The sequence below is a fragment of the Vibrio azureus genome, assembly GCF_002849855.1.
Lineage (GTDB): Bacteria > Pseudomonadota > Gammaproteobacteria > Enterobacterales > Vibrionaceae > Vibrio > Vibrio azureus.
Genome location: NZ_CP018616.1, coordinates 798,828 through 818,628, shown reverse-complemented (window position 1 = coordinate 818,628; position 19,801 = coordinate 798,828). Strand labels below are relative to the sequence as shown.

Below are 19,801 nucleotides of genomic sequence, written 5' to 3'. Positions count from 1 at the left end.
CAAAGAAGTATTTTTCCTGAAGGGCAGCTATCTGTTTTGTTATACCCTACAAGTCTTTAATAAATAGCTTCTTACCCAAATCACTGCTTTCCATAGCAAGATTGATCAACTTAATATTCAGTAACGCCTCTTCAGCAGTAACTGGGCAATCTGATCCCGTATGAATGGCTGAAGCTACCTGACAAAAGTACTCCTGATAGCAACCTCTTTCTGTTTTAATCGGCTGGCAATGGTTGGCATCGTAAAAGTGGCCATATTGGGAAGGCTCTTCTTCTGACCAATCATTCGTTGATGGAATCGCACCGGCAATGAGACGCTCTTCTTGAGGATCAATACCATATTTTATATAACTACCGGCAGTACCATTAATCGTCAAACGTTTGTTTGGGCCCGCACTGAGCATATCACCATGTAAAACGGCGAGATGATCTGGATAATGTAAAATCAAATGGAAATAATCAACATTATTAGACCCTTGGCGCATGATTTTGCAATCCGCACTAATGGCTTCTGGTAGCCCAAACAAAGTTATGGCTTGATCAAGAAGATGAGAGCCCAAATCAAATAAAAGACCGCCCCCATCTGCGGCTTGCTCCTTCCAACGCTGGCGAACCTCAGGGCGAAAACGATCAAAATGAGACTCGAAATACTTTAGCTCACCTAAGCGTTGTTCATTAAGCATTTTTTGAACCGTCAAGAAATCACCATCCCATCGTCGATTATGATAAACACTTAACAGCAGCCCTTGTTCCTTGGCTAAGGCGATAAGCTCTTCACCCTCATCGCTCTTTGTGACAAAAGGTTTCTCGATGATCACATGCTTTCCATTCTCCAATGCCAATTTAGCCAACTTGAAATGAACATCATTTGGCGCAGTAATGATCACCAGCTCAGCATCAGACTGAGTCAATAAATCATCAGCTTGCTCAAAATGTCTGATTTCAGGCCAGTCATCTTTCACCTCTTGTTTGCTCGTACTGATTGCCACAAGTTCAAATTCATTCAAATATGTAACAAAAGGAATATGAAAGGTTTTTGCTGAGAATCCATAGCCAATGACGGCAGTCTTAATCGGTGAAGTGGTCATGTTTGTCTTTCCAAGCTGAGCGGATGATTGTCAAACGGTTGGCTTAAGAGCGAGTCGGCTCAAAGCGGCTTAAGCCATCGATATCAGCCATGATGCACGAACACTGACGAGCCTTCAATCGAGATGATCAGAAACATACATTGACCAATCGAGTAAAAATAAAGCTTTCTTTTATCAAAAGATGCGGTATAGTGAATTCTGCTCTGACAAAGAGTGATTTAAAGATAAAAATATTAAAGTCAGTTTTCCAGCGTCATCCCTAGCCAGTTTCTCTCTGTAATCTCCCTTAATTCTCTATCCTAAAGTTATACCTATGTTCAGTGCACCTTAATTTTAATTACAACTAGGGGGCTAAATATGTCCAATAAAACATCAAATAAGATTGATTTATCGAGTAAAAAATCAAATCATGATAAAAACACATTGGTTAGTCAAAAGACATTAATCAATCACTTACTGCAAAGAATATCGAATGGCCAAAGTGGTGTCGTTCTCGAGGAGTTATTATGAAAAATAACGGTCGAAAGAAAATTTGGTTTACATTGAAAAATCAAAAGAATCCATCTCATAAACAGACTCATACCGCTCGATATTAATATCGGTGACAGAAATATCCGCTATATTACTTTTCGCCATATTAATTTACGTTATATAACTCTTACGTTATATGACTTTGGCTAGAGTCACTCAACGCTATTTTTTCTATCCGTTTCGCTATTTCTATGATCAGGTTGCGATAAACAGTAGGGGAAAATGTGTCAGATGGAACATACTGTACTTCAGAAACATAAAAACCTGATTGACGATTTGCCTTGATATATTCAATTCCCTCCGTCACTTGTCTATGCACTTCGTCTAACGTTATGTTTATAGGTGGTTCTTCACTTAATGCCGTTACTGCCACCTTACCCACATTTTCATCCGCTAACTTAATACGTAATAAGTTATGAGTAGGCCCTGTTATTCTTGCTAAGCTGTATATTCCATCCCTGTACTGAAATATCATTTATTTTTTCCTCATCCTACATTCAATTCCATACCAAAGCATCTTGAGGTCACTTGGGTATAGGTTTTATTAAAATAGCTCTTCCGGCTTCGTGACTTCAAGCCCCTCTGCCATGAGTTGATCGGACCAGTTCATATAAGCTTTTAAGTATATTACTTCAAAGAACCGACGCGGACTTTTAATCTCCCAAGCAAAAGGCAAAAAGAAGTACTCATCGTCCTCTATATAAATATAGGCTGAGAAGTCGTGGTCTACATCTTTCAAAGCACTTGCCAGCATTCTCATAAGAACATCATGATGCTCCACAGTAAGATCAAGACTTACTGAAAAGAACTCTTTTTCAAGTATAAAACAGAGCTGTTCGGTGTCATTGGGGTCAAATTGATTTAAATATTCGCCGAGTGTCTCTTCCTGATCATAAATATCAAATGCACCAATAAAAAAAGATGGGTCAGGGTTGAAATCTATATCAGTCTCTGGGTATTTTAGGTTCATTTTTTGCCCTGCATAAAGCTCTTTTGTAACTTAAAATCAATACTATCAATAGGTTACTCTTTCCTGAAAGGAAGTTGTGAAAAATGAGATAGAAACCATCTGTGCCACTCATGGTTTCTGTGCCAGATATGGAAAAGCCACCGTGAGCTGTGATCTTAAGGAAGTTGTGCTTAAATTTTAATGCTAAGCATCTCCTGACAACTCTGCAATTAAATGTTCATGGGGTTCACCAAGTTGTAAAGCAGCCCAAACCTCAAGCACCTTCGAACGATTACGTTCAAGCCAAGAAGTAACTACCCTATCGAAACTTTTAGGTAGATTGCCTTCCAACCTTTGACCTGTTTCAATTGAGTAGCTAGCTACGTGATTCTGCTTACCGTAATCAATATGGATATGTGGGTAATGGTGTCCTTTTTCTTGATAAATTTTCAGCTTCATTTTTTCCTTTCTAATAAGAAGAGCTTCCATAGCACCACTCTTCGAGTACTGCTTTACCTCTGTCAGCATATCTTTCTGAGAAAAAAGCCTTTGTAATTCAATAAATTCTTTGTCCAATTTCATATCTTCCTCATGATGCACAACACATCTTCAAAGTATGAACAACTCAATACCAAAGCTGCCAATCACTAAAACCAATGGTAAATATGCCACGTGTTACAAACCAATTTTAAGCAGTTAGCTTTCATAGTCTGAGATTTCTAGAAACCACTTACCAATATCTGTAAGAGTCAGGTACAAATTACTATTGGGATCGTTAATAAACTGATGATATGCAGGACATGATGCTAACCCCATAGTTTTTAGATCGTTAGCAATCTTTACAAGAATTGGTTTTGGATAGGGTATCACTGTTGCATCAATTACTTGCACATTACCCTCGTAATTGCCATCAGACACTGACATTTTAGGTTCATCTTCTGTGAATGAAAAAATCGGTGTTTCCACGTAGGCTAAACACAAAGTTTTTTCATTTTTCTCATTAGTAACTTTTATAGCTTCAGCATTGTCATAACTATTAGTACTCATAAAACTTAACACGTGTAAGTGGTGCTCAGTGAAACCAGATAAAACTTTTTGAGCGAAAATACAATCTTGTATATGCTGAGTTTCGATAGCATGTGCTGCAATTCCAGAATATGCATTTATCAGATTGTGACCATTGGCGAGTCTAACTTGTGCAGATAGATCAAATATAAACTCATTAAAGTCATGATTTTTGTGCACTTGAGATATTTTCACTTCAAGATCATCTACACGCTTAGATATACCCAGAGTTAATTGCTCAATTCGCGCAATCTCAAATCGGCTCATCTTACGGTCAATAGTTCGTGTAATTACACCACCAACATATGGTATGGCATCAATAGCGGTTAGACCAATATCTATGGATGTTTGTTGAATCTCTCTCTTTTTATTTTCCATTCTTTACACCAAACCTTACCGACGAAAGCTAACAACCAAAATACAGAACAGCATACCAATGGGAGGTTTAATTAGCAAATACTCAAAGGTTTCTAGCCGCTTCAAATAGCCCCTAACCTTTGACTCCTAAAAGGCTCGCTGCAGGTTGCTACCTTTCCTAGATAACTTAATTGTACTGAATAAAAGTTGCGAAAAAACGAGATCAAAAACGTCAAAGGTGGGGAGAAAAGTGCATTTTCTGTGGTGCACTCATACTTGCCGTGTGCTCTATAGGGAATATTCGTAGAAAAATAGGTAAGAAAAAGCCCCTTTTCCTTTGAGAGAACTGGGGCTAGGTTGGACGCCAGAGCCAATGTGAGATCAAGAGAAATGAACACATATCCGGCATACCGGGTGCAACGTTACATTAAAAAATGCTCGGCAGGTGAGAGATGAGAGAGCCTGACATCTTTATTATATGTAATGTTGCTTTGCCAAAAACCAATACTCACACTCACGTCTGAATGCATTGAGTATCAGCTTCGTCACTACTGCAATAATTGCATTGCAGAGTTCGGCAACTGTTTTGCTTGAGCAAGAATCGAAGTCCCTGCCTGTTGCAAAATTTGAGATTTGGTCATCTGCGTTGTTTCCTTCGCAAAGTCCGTATCTTTAATTCGACTGTTTGATGCATCTACGTTTTCTTGGATGTTAGCCAAGTTGTTGATGCTATGATTTAAACGGTTTTGCTTCGCGCCTAAATCCGCACGCTGTGAATCCACATATTGTAAAGCAGAATCTAGGATAGAAATCGCATTCTGAGAGCCTTGTACTGTCGTCATATCAATGTCTTGAACTACCGTTGACGTACCAGGGCCCGCTAAACCTAGCTCGGTTGCAAGACTACCAGATACTGACATTGCCCCTTGAACATTAGGGTTTGCGACAAAAATCTGTAACTTACCGTCTTCGCTCACAGAAGCATTAATAAGATCGGATTGACCATTGATGTAAGTCGCCAGCTCTTCAATATCATCACCCGCTTTAGCTGAAATGCTAATATCAAGATCGATAGGATTACCGCTTGCATCTTGATCCATGCCTGGCAGCGTAATCTTAAGATCTGTACTGGCGGATGGTACTTGCCAGTTGATGTCTTTACTGTTGTTGGCCGTCAGTGTTGTGCCACCCATGCGGCCGTCATCTGCACGGATACTGGTCAGAGCCATGATCATCGCTTCACCAGAGCTCGCACCAATTTGGAAAGCTGCATCACCAAATGAACCGTTAAGAAGGCGTCGACCACCAAATGACGTCGTCTCCGCAATTCGGTTGATTTCATCAATCAACGCGGTTGACTCTTCATTGATCGCTTGGCGTTCTGCATCGGTGTTACTGCCGTTTGACGATTGAATCGCCAAGTCACGCATACGTTGCATCACTGCCGTCGCTTCATCCATTGCGCCCTCAGCGGTTTGGGCAATAGAAATACCATCATTAGCGTTACGCATCGCAACATCTAGGCCGCGAGATTGAGCAGTGAGACGGTTCGAGATTTGTAAGCCCGCCGCATCGTCTTTTGCACTGTTGATCTTGCTACCTGATGACAAACGCTCCATCGAGGTATTCAGCTCATTTGATGCTTTATTTAGATAACGCTGCGAAGTCATCGCAGCAACGTTGGTATTTACTGTTACAGCCATTTTGCTCTCCTGTTGAGTTCGCTTTGGTTCGCGAAGCGGCCAGCTTTACTCATTTGGAAAAGCACTGACCGTAAACATTGACCCTCATTGCCAAGCGGCAAGTCTGAGCGTATTTCAATCACAATATGTGAATATCAATACAAATTATGTGCCAACTTAAATAATTAATAAAAATCATTATACGTCAATCACTTGCCTATTATTGAAAATAAAAGGCTTACACCCCTTCGCTTAAGAACTCAACCATGCCGTTCTTTTGAGCTAACGGTGTCAACTTTTGCCGCTTTCGGTAAAAACATGCCGTATTGCTCATGTTTCTCCAAAGCGAGCCGCTTGTTTAAGGTGGGGACTGGGTTATTTCATTTAAGGCATAGCACATAAATGAAGTCAGCCGTCTCGATACCCAAGCCCCTTGAGGTTACTTGGGTAGCACACCTTAAAGGTAATTAAACAAAGTCAGATCTTTCGTCTTGCCAAAGGCTTGCTGTGACGCTTGAAGGGCTCGTGAATTCTCGCTGAATTCAATCACGGCTTTCGAGTAATCCAAATCTTCAAAATTACTTTTTGCTTTGGTCAAAGATAGATTAAAGTCTTGATGATTTTGTTCTTGAAGATCAAGCGTACTGAGCTTAGCACCGATATCGGTACGAGCTTTGTTCATGTGAATAAACGCCGCTTGGAACTCTTCTGTCATCTGGTGCAGTTTTGCAGTGGCAGAGGCATCAGAAACCGATCCTTCAGACCAAGCCATAGCCTCTTTCAAAGAATCAAAGACGCTGAAGGTTTCTCTAGGTTCAAGGGTGATGCTGTCCCCAGCTGTCACTTTACCTTTCAGTTGAATATCGACACCCGCGTACTGAATCCCGTTCACCGGCGAATAGTCATCCACCTTAACCACGCTGCCATTCTTTTCCAGTTGATAAGCAAAAGTACCATTGTTCATATCCACAAAGGTGACTTTAAACACATCATTATTGGCAACGCTGGTTGTGGCTTGCTCCAGCAATAATTCAGAGCCATCTTTAAGCTGATATTGTGGCTCAAAATCACCCAGAGGATTCGGGATGATAGTGAATAAATGATTGCCCGGAGTATTGATTGCCATTTCAATATTGCTTGAGATTTTCATTTTACGCTGATAGTCATCACCTCGATAAACCACTGAGCCATCGTAGTCTTGAAAAAACGGTTGGTTCTTTGGTTTCGTCCCGGCGAAAACATAGTTACCGGACTCATCCTGACTGTTGACCAGAGAAAACAAATTATTTGCCACTTCTTGTAGCTCACGTTTTTTGGCCGCTCGATCTTCTGGTGAAAAAGCACCATTAATCATTTCCATGGTGATCCGCTTTGATTCATCAATCAGTTCTTCAGCATCTGAAGTCACGACCTCTTGATTCTCAATACGGTTGCGAACGAGCACGATGGCATCAAGGTACTCATTCAGTTGTTCTTCTTGCTGACCAATACTCTGTAAGTAGTGCGTCGCTAAAGGATCGTCACTCGGTTTGGTCAATTGCTTGCCGGACGCCAATTGCTCTTGGTTATGATGAATTTGATTCTCTTGGCGGCGCAAGTCATTCTGTACAGATTGATAATGGTGGAAACTGGCAATACGAGTAAGCATCTTGATCCCCTTTATCGCAACTGCAAAATAGTGTTAAAGGTGTCATTAGCCGCTTGCATTACCCGTGAAGAAGCCATGTACGCCTGCTGAAACTTCATCATGTTCGCCGCTTCTTCATCCAGGTTTACTCCTGAAACAGAAGCCACACGTTCATGGGCAGACTCATTTTCTAACTGGGCAACGTCCGCTTGTCGTGCTGCTGTAGAAGTCTTTAAACCGACGTCGGTGTTTAGATTAAAATACAAGCTCATCACTGTCGATTCTTGACCATTCATGGTCTTTTCCGTCTGGATGTTTTGCATTTTACGCAAGTTACCGTTCCCGCCTTCAGACGGCACTAAGTTCGCAGTAAATTTATCGTTGGCAAACGCTCCTGAGCCAAGCTCAAAAACGGTAGCTGCACCACTTTGATAGTCAGGATGGCCCACAGGTAATGTAACGGAAACAGGACCAGACGGTGGATAAGGCTGCGGAGCAACCAAAATGTTGCCTTTGGTATCTGTGACCGCGAATTGATCCCCAGTTGGTGACACCACGACTTCAAACTCACGTAAATCACCTGCCGCAAGGATCTCAAACTTGGCTTTACCCTGAGCGGAAGTGGTGGACGCTTCGTAGCTTTGTGCCGCTATGGCTTTCGGATCGGTGGTTTCCACTCGAATTTGCGCGGCACTGCTTCGAGTCGGACGCAGTAAGATTTGCTCTCCAATCGCTGGAGGGTTGCGCACTTCGACGCGCATACCATCCAAATAAAAGGCGTTGTTAGCATCAGTATTCAATTTTACGCTTTCGCCATTTGGTTTGGTCACGTGGTAGCCATCTGATTCATAGCGAACGGCATATTCACCGCCCTTTAGCGTACTAATGTCCTCGATATAGACCGCCATATCGACATTAGATTGCGGCCCTGCAACAACACGCGATGTTGCCAGTCGCTCAGTATTGATATCTGTAAATAAGGCCTTACCAACCGCACCGTTATGATCCAAGCCTTGTGTTTGTAAGTGATTCACTTGTTCCGAAAAGCCAACGGATACTCGACCGAGTTCATCCATAATCTGCGGGATATGTTCATCACGCATTTTAAGTAATGCGCCGATCTTGCCATTAATATCATCGGATTTAATGGCTTTAATACCGCCACCTTCCACCATGGCAAGACGGCGTTGATGCACATCAGGAAAGCCATCAATCATCTTTAATTGACTGGCCTCAGTACCGGATACCAAGGTATGCCCGTTACCGATATGCACATTGAATCCCTCGGCATTTTTGCGAGGCGTCACTGTGACTTTGGTGTACTCGGAAAGCTCTTTGATTAACTTTTCATGCTTGTCCATCAAATCGTTATGTGGACCGGGCGTGCGCATCATTAAACGGTGAATATCGCGAATTTCAACGGCAAGCTGGTTAACTCGCCCTATGCCCATATCAAGCGCTTTATTAGTCTCATCGGCTTGCTGACGAACGGTTTCATGGAAGCCATTAAGGGTATCAGCTAGCACTTTAGACTTTTCCAATACCACTTGACGCGCCCCCATATCGTTGGGCGTATCGGCCATCGTTTTAACGGCATCAAACCATTCGTTCATGTTTTCTGGAATTTTTTTCGAAGAGATCGACGCAAGCATGCTTGAGAGTAGATCAAGGTTCTTTTCATCATCGAGCTTGTTTGCGTAATTCGTTGTCGACAGATTGAGCTCTTTAACGGCAAATTGATCCCAAGAGCGGCGAACATTTTCCACATGCACGCCCATGCCGTAGGTCGAACCGCCAAATTGACGCGGATCATTTGTTCCTTGGATGACAGACTGACGGCTATAACCCTCAGTATTCGCATTAGAAATGTTATGACCTGTTGTATTCAACTGTCTCTGAGCAGTAAGCACACTTTGTGCCCCTACGTTCAAGAGATCTGACGCCATAAATGCCTCCAAAAAAACAAAAAATATCGAACCTAGTCGATGACCCGTGTTTTATTTAGCAATTAGTATGCCAAGAAAAAATCTTTATGATTCATCACTCAATCAAAGGCAAATAAAGCAAGGGCAAAAGGTAAAGGTAAACAGAACGAAAACGTAATGGCTTGCGTACTGCAAGCCACTAAAGTCACTTGGGGATAACGAAAAGAAAAGCCAAACGCTGATTCGCTTGAGACTACATGTTTTCGATTTTGTGCTTCACTTGCAGCACTTTATCTGCATAGTGTGGATCGGTCGCGTATCCGGCTTTGTGGATACCGCGAATAAAGGCTTCTGAACTGCCGTGATTTTGCAATGCGGTCTGATAACGAGGGTTGTCATTCAAGAATTGGACATAATCGTTAAAGCTGTCTTGGTAGTTTGAGTAAGAACGGAATGCCGCCGTTTCTTTCACAGGTATCTGATCATAAAACTCAAGCGTTTGAGTCGAGATCTTATCTCCCTGCCAACTTCTGTCTGCTTTGATGTTAAACAGGTTATTGGTACTACCGCGCGCGTTCTTAACTACTTTTTGCCCCCAGCCCGTTTCTAGCGCCGCTTGAGCAATCAGTAACGAGGGTTCCACGCCCAATGCTTTTGCCGCACGAGTCGCGTAAGGTTTTAAAGAAGCGACAAAGGATTCTGGTGTATCAAATGTTGCCGACTTACCTATTGCTGCCGGTATGTTAGATGCGTTGGCCACGTCATCGGCCATCGATGGTTCATTTGAGCGCTTTAACTGTCCGGATTCGATGAGACGTTGTTCAATTTCACGCGCCTTAACAGGATCAACACGGCGATAGTCTGCCGCACTGCTCGCAGCCTCTCTGATTACCACTTCCGATTGATCGCTACCTTGGTCCTGACCAACGGTTAATTGCGCGACAATCATATCGGCAAGGCCCATCGAGCCCGATGAACTAAGTTGACTGACCATTTGCTCATCCAGCATTTGGCGATAAAACTTTTCGTTTTGGCTATTTAAAAAGTTAGACTCAAAACCTTCATTTGCCTCACGCATCGATTTTAGCATCATCGAAGTAAAGATAGATTCGAACTGTTTGGCTGCCGCATGCAATGCCTTTTGCTCGCCTTCTTTGCCTTCATGAAGCGCTTTTTGACGCAGCGTATCGAGTGAGCTGATGTCGTGAATAAAACCGACGTCATTTGAATTATTAATCATGTCTTCCCCCAGCGATCAAATGATGATCAATTGACCTTCAATTGCACCCGCCTGTTTCAAGGCTTGCAAAATCGCCATCAGATCCGAGGGAGCTGCGCCGACTTCATTGACCGCGCGCACCAGATCATCCAGTGTTGTGCCAGGTTCAAATTTAAACATCTTGCCATTTTCTTCGTTAACTTCGATATCAGAGTCTGGCACGACTACGGTTTGACCGCCTGAGAAGCTATTAGGTTGACTAACATTGAGTTTTTCTTTGATCGCCACTGTCATACCACCGTGAGTGACTGCTGCGGGTTTCAAACGCACATGCTTGCCGACCACAATTGTCCCTGTGCGAGAGTTAACAATAATTTTTGCTGCGCCATCAGCAGGATCAAACTCTAGATTTTCGATCGCCGACAGAAATGCGACTCGCTGGCTGACATCACGTGGGGCACGGACACGCACCGAGGTGGCATCCACTGCGCTGGCCATTTGTGGGCCAAGGAAGTTATTGACCGCATCCGCCATACGCTGCGCTGTGGTGAAATCGGAATCAAGCAAGTTAAAGGTAATGAAGTCACCACGGCCGAAAGGATTAGGAATTTCGCGCTCGACGGTGGCGCCACTTGAGATCAAACCAACGGTTGGATTGTTCCCCACCAGTTTAGAACCATCAGCCCCTTCCGCACTGAAACCACTCACCACAAGGTTACCCTGAGCGACTGCATATACTTGGCCATCTAAACCTTTAAGGAAAGTTTGCAGCAAAGTACCACCACGCAGGCTCTTTGCACTTCCGATAGAGGAAACATTGACGTCAATTTGTTGACCTTGCTTAGCGAAAGCAGGCAGTTCCGCAGTCACCATAACAGCGGCAACATTTTTAATCTTTGGCTTGGTGCCAGGCGGCATTTGAATGCCGAAATTTTGTAGCATTGCCGCAAAGCTTTGCTCAGTGAACGGGTTTGACTCCCCCGTCCCCGGCAAGCCAGAAACTAAACCATAACCGACAAGTTGGTTGCTACGAACGCCCGCAACCTGTGCAACGTCTTTGATTCGTGCGGCTTGGGCTGTTGTTACAAGTAGCGCAACACTGATCAGTAGTAATAAGGTTTTTTTCATTCTGGCTTTATCTCTCAACGTCAATTTACCGATATTTCACGGTGCCTACAGAGCTACATTGAAGAATCGTGCCAAGAATCCAGGTTGCTGCGTATCTTGAGCCATTCCTGTGCCTGAATATTGAATTCTGGCGTTAGAAACTCGATTTGACGCAATGGTATTATCAAAGTTAATGTCATCCGGTCGAATGGTGCCACTCAAACGAATGTATTCATCACCAGTGTTCAAGGTCATCCACTTCTCACCGCGAATCACCAAATTACCATTCGCTAAGACTTCAACCACTTCAACGGTGATATAGCCGCTGATGCTGTTACTTTGTTTTGCTGAGGAATCTCCGGCAAACGTATTTTTATTGTTTAAGTCATAAGAAAAGTTGTATTTACCCACTTTCATTTCTTGACCGCCCACCATAATCGGTTCCATAGTGGAATCATTGGTTTTGGACAAATCCGCATTGGCACTTTTCGTTGCACTGGTGGTTTCATCTAGAGTAACGGTAATGATATCCCCGACGCCACGAGGTTTAGAGTCATCATAAAGATCCGTAATGTGTTCAGCACTGAATAATGAACCGGTTGCAGCGGCATAGTGTTCCGTTTTTTGGCTTGGGTGAATGGGTGCCCATGCAGGATCATCAGCTACAGGGTCCTTTCGGCCACGGAACACATCTGTGATAGCATTACCACCTTCCTTAGATTTGTCGCCTTCTACCGCATCAACAGATGTTGTGCCTTGGTCAGATTCACCTTTATGTTTGCCACCGACCATGGAACAACCAGACAGAGCAATCGCTAATATTATTAAGCTTAAACGTTGAATCATCATTCTGAATACCCTATCACTGCCTATTAAAGCTGTTGATTAACAAAGCTCATCATCTTATCAACGGCCGAGATCACCTTTGAGTTCATCTCGTATACGCGTTGTGCCTCAATCATGTTAACCAGTTCTTCCGTTACGTTAACATTAGATGCTTCTAACATGGATTGACGGATTTCACCCAGACCATCTAAGCCCGGTACGCCTTCTTGCGGATCACCGCTGGCACCCGTTGGCAAGTAAAGGTTCTGTCCAATTGGCTCAAGGCCGCCTGGGTTTACAAAGTCAGTGATGGTAAGCTGTCCTACCACTTGGTTATTTTGTTGGCCACGAACTCTTACCGACACTTCACCGTCTGTGCCGACAGTAATAGAGATCGCATCTTCAGGAATCACAATTTCCGGTTCAACTGCATAACCAGAACCAGACGTCACAAGCGTCCCCTCTCCATCAAGGGTAAATTGGCCATTACGGGTGTAGCCGATATTACCGTCAGGCAACGTTACTTGGAAAAAACCGTCACCCTCTACCATCATATCTAACGCGTTAGACGTCGTCTGTGCATTGCCATGAGTGTGAACTTTCTGAGTTGCGACAACTTTAGAACCAGAACCAAGCATCAGACCGCTCGGTAATTCGGTATTTTGCGATGACTGGCCACCAGGTTGATTCACGTTCTGATAGAACAAATCCTCAAATACGGCACGGCTTTTTTTGAAGCCCACCGTAGAGGCGTTAGCTAAGTTGTTCGAAATCGTTGCAATATTGGTCTGCTGGGCATCAAGACCTGTTTTACTTACCCATAATGCTGGATGCATGTAAACCTCTAACTCTATTAACTCATACGAAGCAGTGAATCTGCGGACTTGTCCATTTCTTCAGCGGTGCTCATCATTTTCACCTGCATTTCAAACTGGCGTTGCAGATCAATGAGGGCGGTCATTTCACCGACTGCGTTGACGTTACTGCCTTCAACTACTCCGGTTTGAATACGAATCGCGGCATCAGCTTCGTAGGGCTGGTTTGGTGTTTTATGGCGAAATAAACCATTTGTATCTTTAAAAATGGCATTGTCGCTCGTGCTGACCAATTTAATACGATCAACAACTTCTAAATCTTCTGCCGGGGCACCTTGAGGCAGTACAGAGAGGGTACCATCGCGACCAATTTCAATTTTAGAGACAGGAAGAGGCAAAGTAATGGGAGCATCATTTTCACCCAAGATGACATGACCACTGGCATTAGTCAGCAAGCCATTTTGGTCGACTTTCAAGTTACCATTGCGCGTCAAACCCTCTTTACCCGTTTGATCCATCACAGCAATCCAACCGCTGCCTTCAATGGTGATATCGAGGTCACGGCCAGTCGTAATCACACTGCCTTGAGCAAAATTATGTCCCGGGCGTTCTGTCATACTAAACACACGAGATGGCAAACCGTCGCCATAAGCTTGCATTGAGCGTGCTTGAGCCAAATCAGCTCGGAACCCCGTAGTGCTAACGTTAGCCAAGTTGTTTGATCGCAATTGCAAAGCTTGCATATTTTGCTTAGCGCCACTCATGGCGAGAAACAGTGCGCGGTCCATAAATTACTCCAAAAGTTCTCTGTACCCCGGAATAAAAGCAAAAAAGATGCCAAAAATAAAATCCATTAATAACAGTGGTTTATTTTGTGCTAGTTAACAGATAGAGCAGAAGCGGGAGAAAACGCCGTATGAGAGGCAAACATTGAGAGCCAAAGCGGCAAATACGGCAAACACAACGGCAATGGGTGCCACCTCAGAACGAGCTTGTGCAAAGTGGGCTATATAAGCGATTTTACCCACAAAGCCGTGAAAGTCTTGAACCACTTGGGTAATGGACCTAAGTGGTTTCAAGATACTCGATTCAGAACGATTAACGAATCTGTAGGATGTTCTGTTGTAGCTGGTTATGCACTTCTAAGGCACGAGAGTTGGCTTGGAAGTTACGCTGCGCAGAAATCAAATCCACCAGTTCTTGTGTCATATCGATATTAGACTGCTCTAGCATGCCATTATCGATGGTTCCGAATGACCCTTTATTCGATTCACCCCAGATTTTATCACCGGAGAATTGAGTCGAATCCCATTGGGTGCCGCCTTTCTTATCCAACCCTTGTTCATTGGCAACGCGAACTAAGGCAACACGACCAAGTGTCACGTTTTCGCCATTAGAGTAAGTGCCCAGAACGCTACCATTTTCGTCAAAGTCTACTTTGGTCAAGAAACCAGTCGTTGCACCATCTTCATCAAATTTTGTTAACTCAAACGGGGCAGCAAATTGCGTCGCCGAATTTAGGTTAACATTCAATGTCTGCATTGGGTCTGCACCATTTAGGTCAACAGGATTCGGGTTGGTTGCAGGATCGCCAAGTGGTACCGATGTGATAGGCTGGCCATTGTTAAGACTCGCCAATGTACCATCATTATTAAACTTCATGGTGTGACCAACATGTCCAGAAGGCGTCGAAGCATCACCGTTGGCAATGTTCAGTGGTTTTTCACCATCTTTATCGGTCACGGTATAATACGTATTCCAAGTGTTCGGTTGAGTCTGATCTTTCAAATAGTACGTCGATAGCTTATACGATTGACCCATCGAGTCGTAAATCGTAGAAGATGTAGAACGGTTATAGGTGTCTGGATCAGAGAAATCAAACTGCGTCGGATCTTTCAAATCGCCATTAGCCGGTAAGTTCACCCCGATTTCAATATTAGCGCTTTGCTTAGGTTTACCAAACTCAGCAGGAATATTGATAGGCTGAGCTTCATAAGAAGAAACATCACCCGTTTCAGGGTTCACTTGATAACCAAGCAAAAACTCGTCATTCGCGGTCACCATGTAATTATCTTTATTTAAATGAAACGCACCATTACGCGTCATTTCATTTTGCTGAGGTGCCAAACGATCTTTAGCAACAGCAAAAAAGCCAGTACCAGAAACACGTAGATCCATTGGGTTATTCGTATAAATACTTGAACCTTCATGGAATTGCTGCGCAACTTGACTGGCTTGCGCACCACCACCAGGGGTCGTTTTGGCATTCGTAAATAAAGAATTTGAGTATACATCAGCAAATTCCGCGCGAGACTCTTTAAAGCCGTACGTATTGGCGTTCGCAATATTGTTACTTGTCGTGTTTAAATCCAGTTGAGCGGAGGACAAGCCGCTTAAAGATACATATGTCATTTAAAAAGTCTCCAGACTTGCTATTGGTTATGCTTTACCGACTTCCAATACTTCAGCAAGCCGTACTGGCGATTCAAATCCCGCCAAATTAAGTAATACGTTTCCGTCACCTTTTCCGAGTAGAACACTGTTCACATTGGCATAAGTAGAAACAGGGAATTCTTGCGATTCACCATCAACTAAGCCGGATGCTTTTACATTATACCTACCCGCTGGCATAGGATTGCCGTTGTCATCCTTACCATCCCAAAGCACGCGGCTATCACCCGCTGGCTTCGCTCCGACTTCAAAAGTACGAATCAACTGACCTGCTTGGTTTTCAATTCGAACAAATAAGTCATCCATTGGCTGAGTCAACTTGACCATCGCTGCCATTTCAGCATTGTCTTGTTTAACTCCCGCCGCACCTGGTACCAACACATCTCGACCTACTAAAGAGGAAGCCTGCAATGCTTGGTTCGATGTCATGGAAGAGTTGAGGTTCTCAAATTGAGAGTTCATTTTTCCAATGCCATCTACGGTCGCAAACGATGCCATCTGAGCAATCATTTGATCATTACTGACCGGCTTAAAAGGATCTTGCTGAGAAAGTTGCTTAGTGAGCAGAGAAAGAAAATCTTCTTGCTTAAGATCTTGCTTACCGGTGCTCTCTTCCGCTTTTTTGTTCTCTTGCAGGCTTTTAAGCTGGTCAACATAGGACAAGCCGCTTTGACCAACGTTGTTGATTCCGGCCATATGCTACCCCCTAATCCTTATTGACCCATCTGCAGTGTACGCAGCAGCATTTGTTTACTTGAATCGGCAACCTGTACGTTGGTTTGATAGGCACGAGTTGCTGATATCATATTGGCCATTTCTTCCATCACGTTAACATTAGGCTTGTAAATGTAGCCTTCGTCATTCGCAAGTGGATGATCTGGGTTATATTCCGCATTCAGCGGTTTATCACTTTCGACAATGCCAAGAACTTTTACCGGAACCGTCTCTCCGCCACGGCGCATAGCATTGCTAAGTTCCGCACCAAAGACGGCATGACGAGCTTTATAAGTATCTTTCGCTGAGCTACTGACACTATCGGCATTGGCCAAGTTACTTGAAGTGGTATTCAGACGAACTGATTCAGCGCTCATTGCGGAACCTGTCACATTGAAAACATTAAATAAGCTCATCTAAATTAATCCCCTTTAATTGCTTTGGTTAAGTTCTTGAACTTGCTACCTAAAAAGTCCAGTGATGCTTGGTGTCTGATTTGATTTTGCATAAATAAGTTACGCTCTAAATCCAAATCAACCGTGTTGCCATCGCCGGTATCAGGCTGTGTTGGGAGTCGATAAAGCTTATCCCCCATCAGCGTTGCAGTGGCAGAAATATGCCGACCATCTGTGCGGCTAAGACCAACGCTTGCCCCAGAAGTTGCCGCCTGTAATTCCTTTGCAAAGTCTAAACCTCTCGACTTGTAGCCAGGCGTGTTTGCTTGCGCAATATTCGTGGAAATCACTTCCGCATTACGCTCACGTACTCCCACCGTGTACTGGTGAATGCCTAGTGCATTGTCAAAAGATATAGCCATGTGTGCCTCTACGTTCAGAACCGACCGTTTGTCATACTTCAACAAAAGCAATTAGCATGCCAAAAATAGAGAACGCTGTCTTGCCGCCCGATAAAAATGCAATATATAGGCCAATAAATAGACTCAGTCCTATTTATTCCTAAAGGACAAGCGTATTGATGTGATTTAAGGATAAGTCCAGTCAGATGATAATGGGGATTAATTGGTGGCGATCACTAAAGATAAATGAACATCGCCAATAAGAGATAGAGATAGGTATCGCGAAAAAGAGAAAAAAGGAAAGTAATGAACAGAAATAAAACATATACCCAAGTGACTTCAAGATGCTTGATTCAGAGCGAGGTCACTGAGTCGAATTCAAGGAAGACAACGAAGCGGAATAGCCGGCTCTTTCCAAGTTGTTTGACGCAAGAAGTCGGCTCAGTGACACGCTCCCAAAGGGCGAGCGACCTTAACTCTCAGACTTTGTTAACGACTCTCAATGTAGAGACACTATATTTTCGAATCGTTGCCGCGCCTGAGAGTTAAGGTCATCTCGCTGAACACAGTATCTTGAGGTTACTTGGGTATATACCCAAGTATCATGAGGCTACTTGGGTATACAGGCTGTATTGCAGAAGATGAGTAAACTAAAGTGTTTGCTGCTTACGTTTGTAAAGTACTTACGTTTATAAAGTACTTAAGCTTTTAAATTACTTGAGTTTATAAATGATACCAGGATTGCAACGTACCATTTCAAAACGATCCGTTAATCCGGTTAAGGACTCAGATGCGCCTAAGAGTAAGTAACCACCCGGATTTAAGCTGTTCGCCATTTGATTCAGTACTTTTGACTTCATCTCAGGTGAAAAGTAAATCAACACATTACGGCAGAAAATAATGTCAAACTTGCCGATAAGCGAATAGCTATCCATTAAGTTTTGCGGTCGGAAATTCACCAAGCGCTTAACGTTATCTCGCACTTTCATGCGCCCGTCACCCGCATCTTCAAAGAACATACGTCGGCGTTCTGCAGAAAGGCCGCGGCCTAACGCTAAGTTATCGTAAACTCCCGCACGACACATATCTAGCATGGTCGAGGAAATATCTGTTGCCGTAATCGATACACTAGGCAGTAGACCTGGCTTACGCTGCTGCGTCTCCAAAATGGTCATGGCCATCGAGTATGGCTCTTGCCCTGATGAGCTTGCCGCTGACCAAATTTTTATTGGTCGTTTATTTGCCGCCATCTCAGGCAATAACTTATCGGCTAAGACAGTGAATGGATAAGTATCTCTAAACCATAGTGTTTCGTTCGTTGTCATCGCATCAACAGCGGCAACCCTTAGTTCACGATTACGTCCAGTTACCACGTCTCGTAATAGCTCGGATAGCGATGAGAGATCAAACTTGTTCACTAGAGGGCTCAGTCTGCTGCGTACCAAATATTGCTTACTATCGCCTAATACGATGCCACATTGTGACTCTAAAAAACGACTAAACTCGCGGTATTCTTGATCACTAATGGTAATAGCAGTCATTTACGTCTCTTTATAAGGTTAATGCAGATGCAATGTTAATACAGGTGTTATGCTGCCGTAAATAATCGACTTTGGTTTCTGTTGCATTAAAGCCTGCGAATTAAAGCCGATTATTACGTCGAAACGGGTTATTGCCTTGAAACGGACTATTCCTTTGAAACCGATTCTTGCGTTAAAGCAGATTTTACTGCGTTACCCAGTTCATCTGGGCTAAATTTAGCAATAAAACTGTTCGCACCAACGCGTTCAACCATTGCTTGGTTAAATACGCCACTCAACGAAGAGTGAAGGATAACATAAAGATCTTTCAAAGCGGGATTTCTTCTAATTTCAGCGGTTAAAGTATAACCGTCCATTTCCGGCATTTCGATATCCGATATAACCAAAGAGATTTGATCGTAAATGCTACCTGTTTCGGCCATTTCCAGCAGTTTACTGTACGCTTCTTTACCGTCTTTGACTGAAATCACTTCAAAGCCAATTGAGGTAATGGCACGTTCGACCTGTTTTCTTGCTACCGTTGAATCATCGGCTATAAGAATACGGCGAACAATTGGCTGCTCTAATTCTGCAACCGCAATGTCTTCTGCAATGGTCTTATCCATCGTTTCATCGACAGGTGCAATCTCAGCTAAAATCTTTTCAACATCTAAGATTTCAACCAGCTCATTATCGATGTTGGTCACAGCAGTTAAGTAGTGTGCTTTACCCGCACCTTCTGGTGGTGGCAATATCGCTTCCCAATGCATGTTAATGATTCGTTCAACAGAAGAAACCAAAAACGCCTGTATGGAACGGTTAAATTCTGCAATCACAACAAAACATTTGTCGAGATCCGTTGTAGAACGTCCACCAATGGCTAAACTCAAATCAATCACTGAGACGGTATGGCCACGAATATGGGCAACTCCTTTTACCAATGGATGTAAATTAGGCATCCTAGTCAGCTTTGGGCATTGTAGTACTTCTTTTACTTTAAACACGTTAATGCCGTAGCGCTGTCGCCCCATCAACCGAAAAGTGAGTAATTCCAATCGGTTTTGTCCAACGAGTTGCGTTCGTTGGTTAACCGAGTCAAGAACCCCAGTCATATCGTCATCTCCATCTCAA

20 protein-coding genes are annotated in these 19,801 nt (G+C 43.5%); 1 reads left to right on the top strand and 19 read right to left on the bottom strand.

Annotation, left to right across the window (positions count from 1 at the left end; all coding sequences use genetic code 11):
• Window positions 1-46: 46 nt before the first annotated feature.
• A complete protein-coding gene (locus BS333_RS03975) occupies window positions 47-1,087 on the bottom strand; it encodes an oxidoreductase (protein WP_021711124.1) in 1,041 nt (346 codons plus the stop codon).
• A 357-nt stretch (window positions 1,088-1,444) separates the two neighbouring features.
• Between BS333_RS03975 and BS333_RS22145 the strand changes: the two genes are divergently transcribed.
• Complete coding sequence (locus tag BS333_RS22145; RefSeq protein ID WP_021711123.1) at window positions 1,445-1,597, top strand: hypothetical protein; 153 nt, start codon at window positions 1,445-1,447, stop codon at window positions 1,595-1,597.
• Window positions 1,598-1,745: 148 nt separating this feature from the next.
• Here BS333_RS22145 and BS333_RS03970 read toward each other — a convergent pair whose 3' ends face one another.
• The 18 genes from BS333_RS03970 to BS333_RS03875 form a co-directional block, all read right to left on the bottom strand.
• Window positions 1,746-2,093: a beta/alpha barrel domain-containing protein gene (locus tag BS333_RS03970; protein ID WP_021711122.1), complete on the bottom strand. Its 348-nt coding sequence runs from the start codon at window positions 2,091-2,093 to the stop codon at window positions 1,746-1,748.
• Between the two features lie 69 nt (window positions 2,094-2,162).
• The gene (locus BS333_RS03965) at window positions 2,163-2,588 is read right to left on the bottom strand and encodes a hypothetical protein (protein ID WP_021711121.1); all 426 of its coding nucleotides are present in this window, start codon (window positions 2,586-2,588) and stop codon (window positions 2,163-2,165) included.
• 183 nt (window positions 2,589-2,771) lie between these two features.
• Window positions 2,772-3,149, bottom strand: a complete 378-nt coding sequence (locus tag BS333_RS03960) for a DUF4160 domain-containing protein (RefSeq protein WP_021711120.1) — start codon at window positions 3,147-3,149, stop codon at window positions 2,772-2,774.
• 114 nt (window positions 3,150-3,263) lie between these two features.
• Window positions 3,264-4,010 (bottom strand): hypothetical protein, encoded by a 747-nt coding sequence (locus BS333_RS03955; protein ID WP_021711119.1) that lies wholly within the window; start codon window positions 4,008-4,010, stop codon window positions 3,264-3,266.
• Window positions 4,011-4,537: 527 nt separating this feature from the next.
• The gene (locus tag BS333_RS03945) at window positions 4,538-5,692 is read right to left on the bottom strand and encodes a flagellin (RefSeq protein WP_021711118.1); all 1,155 of its coding nucleotides are present in this window, start codon (window positions 5,690-5,692) and stop codon (window positions 4,538-4,540) included.
• 436 nt (window positions 5,693-6,128) lie between these two features.
• On the bottom strand, window positions 6,129-7,319 hold the full coding sequence (flgL, locus tag BS333_RS03940) for a flagellar hook-associated protein FlgL (protein WP_021711117.1): 1,191 nt from the start codon (window positions 7,317-7,319) through the stop codon (window positions 6,129-6,131).
• Window positions 7,320-7,330: 11 nt separating this feature from the next.
• On the bottom strand, window positions 7,331-9,244 hold the full coding sequence (gene flgK / locus BS333_RS03935) for a flagellar hook-associated protein FlgK (RefSeq protein ID WP_021711116.1): 1,914 nt from the start codon (window positions 9,242-9,244) through the stop codon (window positions 7,331-7,333).
• Between the two features lie 232 nt (window positions 9,245-9,476).
• Entirely contained in the window at window positions 9,477-10,463 is a 987-nt protein-coding gene (gene flgJ, locus BS333_RS03930; protein ID WP_021711115.1) for a flagellar assembly peptidoglycan hydrolase FlgJ, read from the bottom strand.
• 15 nt (window positions 10,464-10,478) lie between these two features.
• The gene (locus tag BS333_RS03925) at window positions 10,479-11,570 is read right to left on the bottom strand and encodes a flagellar basal body P-ring protein FlgI (protein ID WP_021711114.1); all 1,092 of its coding nucleotides are present in this window, start codon (window positions 11,568-11,570) and stop codon (window positions 10,479-10,481) included.
• A gap of 45 nt (window positions 11,571-11,615) precedes the next feature.
• Window positions 11,616-12,395 (bottom strand): flagellar basal body L-ring protein FlgH, encoded by a 780-nt coding sequence (flgH, locus tag BS333_RS03920; RefSeq protein WP_418369072.1) that lies wholly within the window; start codon window positions 12,393-12,395, stop codon window positions 11,616-11,618.
• A gap of 26 nt (window positions 12,396-12,421) precedes the next feature.
• Entirely contained in the window at window positions 12,422-13,210 is a 789-nt protein-coding gene (gene flgG, locus BS333_RS03915) for a flagellar basal-body rod protein FlgG (protein ID WP_021711112.1), read from the bottom strand.
• A 17-nt stretch (window positions 13,211-13,227) separates the two neighbouring features.
• The gene (locus tag BS333_RS03910; protein ID WP_021711111.1) at window positions 13,228-13,977 is read right to left on the bottom strand and encodes a flagellar basal body rod protein FlgF; all 750 of its coding nucleotides are present in this window, start codon (window positions 13,975-13,977) and stop codon (window positions 13,228-13,230) included.
• 310 nt (window positions 13,978-14,287) lie between these two features.
• Window positions 14,288-15,601: a flagellar hook protein FlgE gene (gene flgE / locus BS333_RS03905; RefSeq protein ID WP_021711110.1), complete on the bottom strand. Its 1,314-nt coding sequence runs from the start codon at window positions 15,599-15,601 to the stop codon at window positions 14,288-14,290.
• A gap of 27 nt (window positions 15,602-15,628) precedes the next feature.
• Window positions 15,629-16,336, bottom strand: coding sequence for a flagellar hook assembly protein FlgD (flgD, locus tag BS333_RS03900; RefSeq protein WP_021711109.1), 708 nt, complete (start codon window positions 16,334-16,336; stop codon window positions 15,629-15,631).
• A 17-nt stretch (window positions 16,337-16,353) separates the two neighbouring features.
• Complete coding sequence (gene flgC / locus BS333_RS03895; protein ID WP_021711108.1) at window positions 16,354-16,770, bottom strand: flagellar basal body rod protein FlgC; 417 nt, start codon at window positions 16,768-16,770, stop codon at window positions 16,354-16,356.
• Between the two features lie 5 nt (window positions 16,771-16,775).
• Window positions 16,776-17,171, bottom strand: coding sequence for a flagellar basal body rod protein FlgB (flgB, locus tag BS333_RS03890; protein ID WP_021711107.1), 396 nt, complete (start codon window positions 17,169-17,171; stop codon window positions 16,776-16,778).
• 692 nt (window positions 17,172-17,863) lie between these two features.
• Complete coding sequence (locus BS333_RS03880; RefSeq protein WP_021711544.1) at window positions 17,864-18,691, bottom strand: CheR family methyltransferase; 828 nt, start codon at window positions 18,689-18,691, stop codon at window positions 17,864-17,866.
• 146 nt (window positions 18,692-18,837) lie between these two features.
• Window positions 18,838-19,782, bottom strand: coding sequence for a chemotaxis protein CheV (locus BS333_RS03875; RefSeq protein ID WP_021711543.1), 945 nt, complete (start codon window positions 19,780-19,782; stop codon window positions 18,838-18,840).
• Window positions 19,783-19,801 lie beyond the last annotated feature (19 nt).

Coding starts and splice junctions, on each gene's coding strand:
- flgB (WP_021711107.1), bottom strand. CDS start 17,171: ATGGCTATATCTTTTGACAATGCACTAGGCATTCACCAGTACACGGTG.
- BS333_RS03880 (WP_021711544.1), bottom strand. CDS start 18,691: ATGACTGCTATTACCATTAGTGATCAAGAATACCGCGAGTTTAGTCGT.
- flgL (WP_021711117.1), bottom strand. CDS start 7,319: ATGCTTACTCGTATTGCCAGTTTCCACCATTATCAATCTGTACAGAAT.
- flgG (WP_021711112.1), bottom strand. CDS start 13,210: ATGCATCCAGCATTATGGGTAAGTAAAACAGGTCTTGATGCCCAGCAG.
- flgH (WP_418369072.1), bottom strand. CDS start 12,395: ATGATTCAACGTTTAAGCTTAATAATATTAGCGATTGCTCTGTCTGGT.
- BS333_RS03975 (WP_021711124.1), bottom strand. CDS start 1,087: ATGACCACTTCACCGATTAAGACTGCCGTCATTGGCTATGGATTCTCA.
- flgE (WP_021711110.1), bottom strand. CDS start 15,601: ATGACATATGTATCTTTAAGCGGCTTGTCCTCCGCTCAACTGGATTTA.
- flgD (WP_021711109.1), bottom strand. CDS start 16,336: ATGGCCGGAATCAACAACGTTGGTCAAAGCGGCTTGTCCTATGTTGAC.
- BS333_RS03925 (WP_021711114.1), bottom strand. CDS start 11,570: ATGAAAAAAACCTTATTACTACTGATCAGTGTTGCGCTACTTGTAACA.
- BS333_RS03875 (WP_021711543.1), bottom strand. CDS start 19,782: ATGACTGGGGTTCTTGACTCGGTTAACCAACGAACGCAACTCGTTGGA.
- flgK (WP_021711116.1), bottom strand. CDS start 9,244: ATGGCGTCAGATCTCTTGAACGTAGGGGCACAAAGTGTGCTTACTGCT.
- BS333_RS03965 (WP_021711121.1), bottom strand. CDS start 2,588: ATGAACCTAAAATACCCAGAGACTGATATAGATTTCAACCCTGACCCA.
- flgC (WP_021711108.1), bottom strand. CDS start 16,770: ATGAGCTTATTTAATGTTTTCAATGTGACAGGTTCCGCAATGAGCGCT.
- BS333_RS03960 (WP_021711120.1), bottom strand. CDS start 3,149: ATGAAATTGGACAAAGAATTTATTGAATTACAAAGGCTTTTTTCTCAG.
- BS333_RS03970 (WP_021711122.1), bottom strand. CDS start 2,093: ATGATATTTCAGTACAGGGATGGAATATACAGCTTAGCAAGAATAACA.
- flgJ (WP_021711115.1), bottom strand. CDS start 10,463: ATGATTAATAATTCAAATGACGTCGGTTTTATTCACGACATCAGCTCA.
- BS333_RS03955 (WP_021711119.1), bottom strand. CDS start 4,010: ATGGAAAATAAAAAGAGAGAGATTCAACAAACATCCATAGATATTGGT.
- BS333_RS03945 (WP_021711118.1), bottom strand. CDS start 5,692: ATGGCTGTAACAGTAAATACCAACGTTGCTGCGATGACTTCGCAGCGT.
- BS333_RS03910 (WP_021711111.1), bottom strand. CDS start 13,977: ATGGACCGCGCACTGTTTCTCGCCATGAGTGGCGCTAAGCAAAATATG.
- BS333_RS22145 (WP_021711123.1), top strand. CDS start 1,445: ATGTCCAATAAAACATCAAATAAGATTGATTTATCGAGTAAAAAATCA.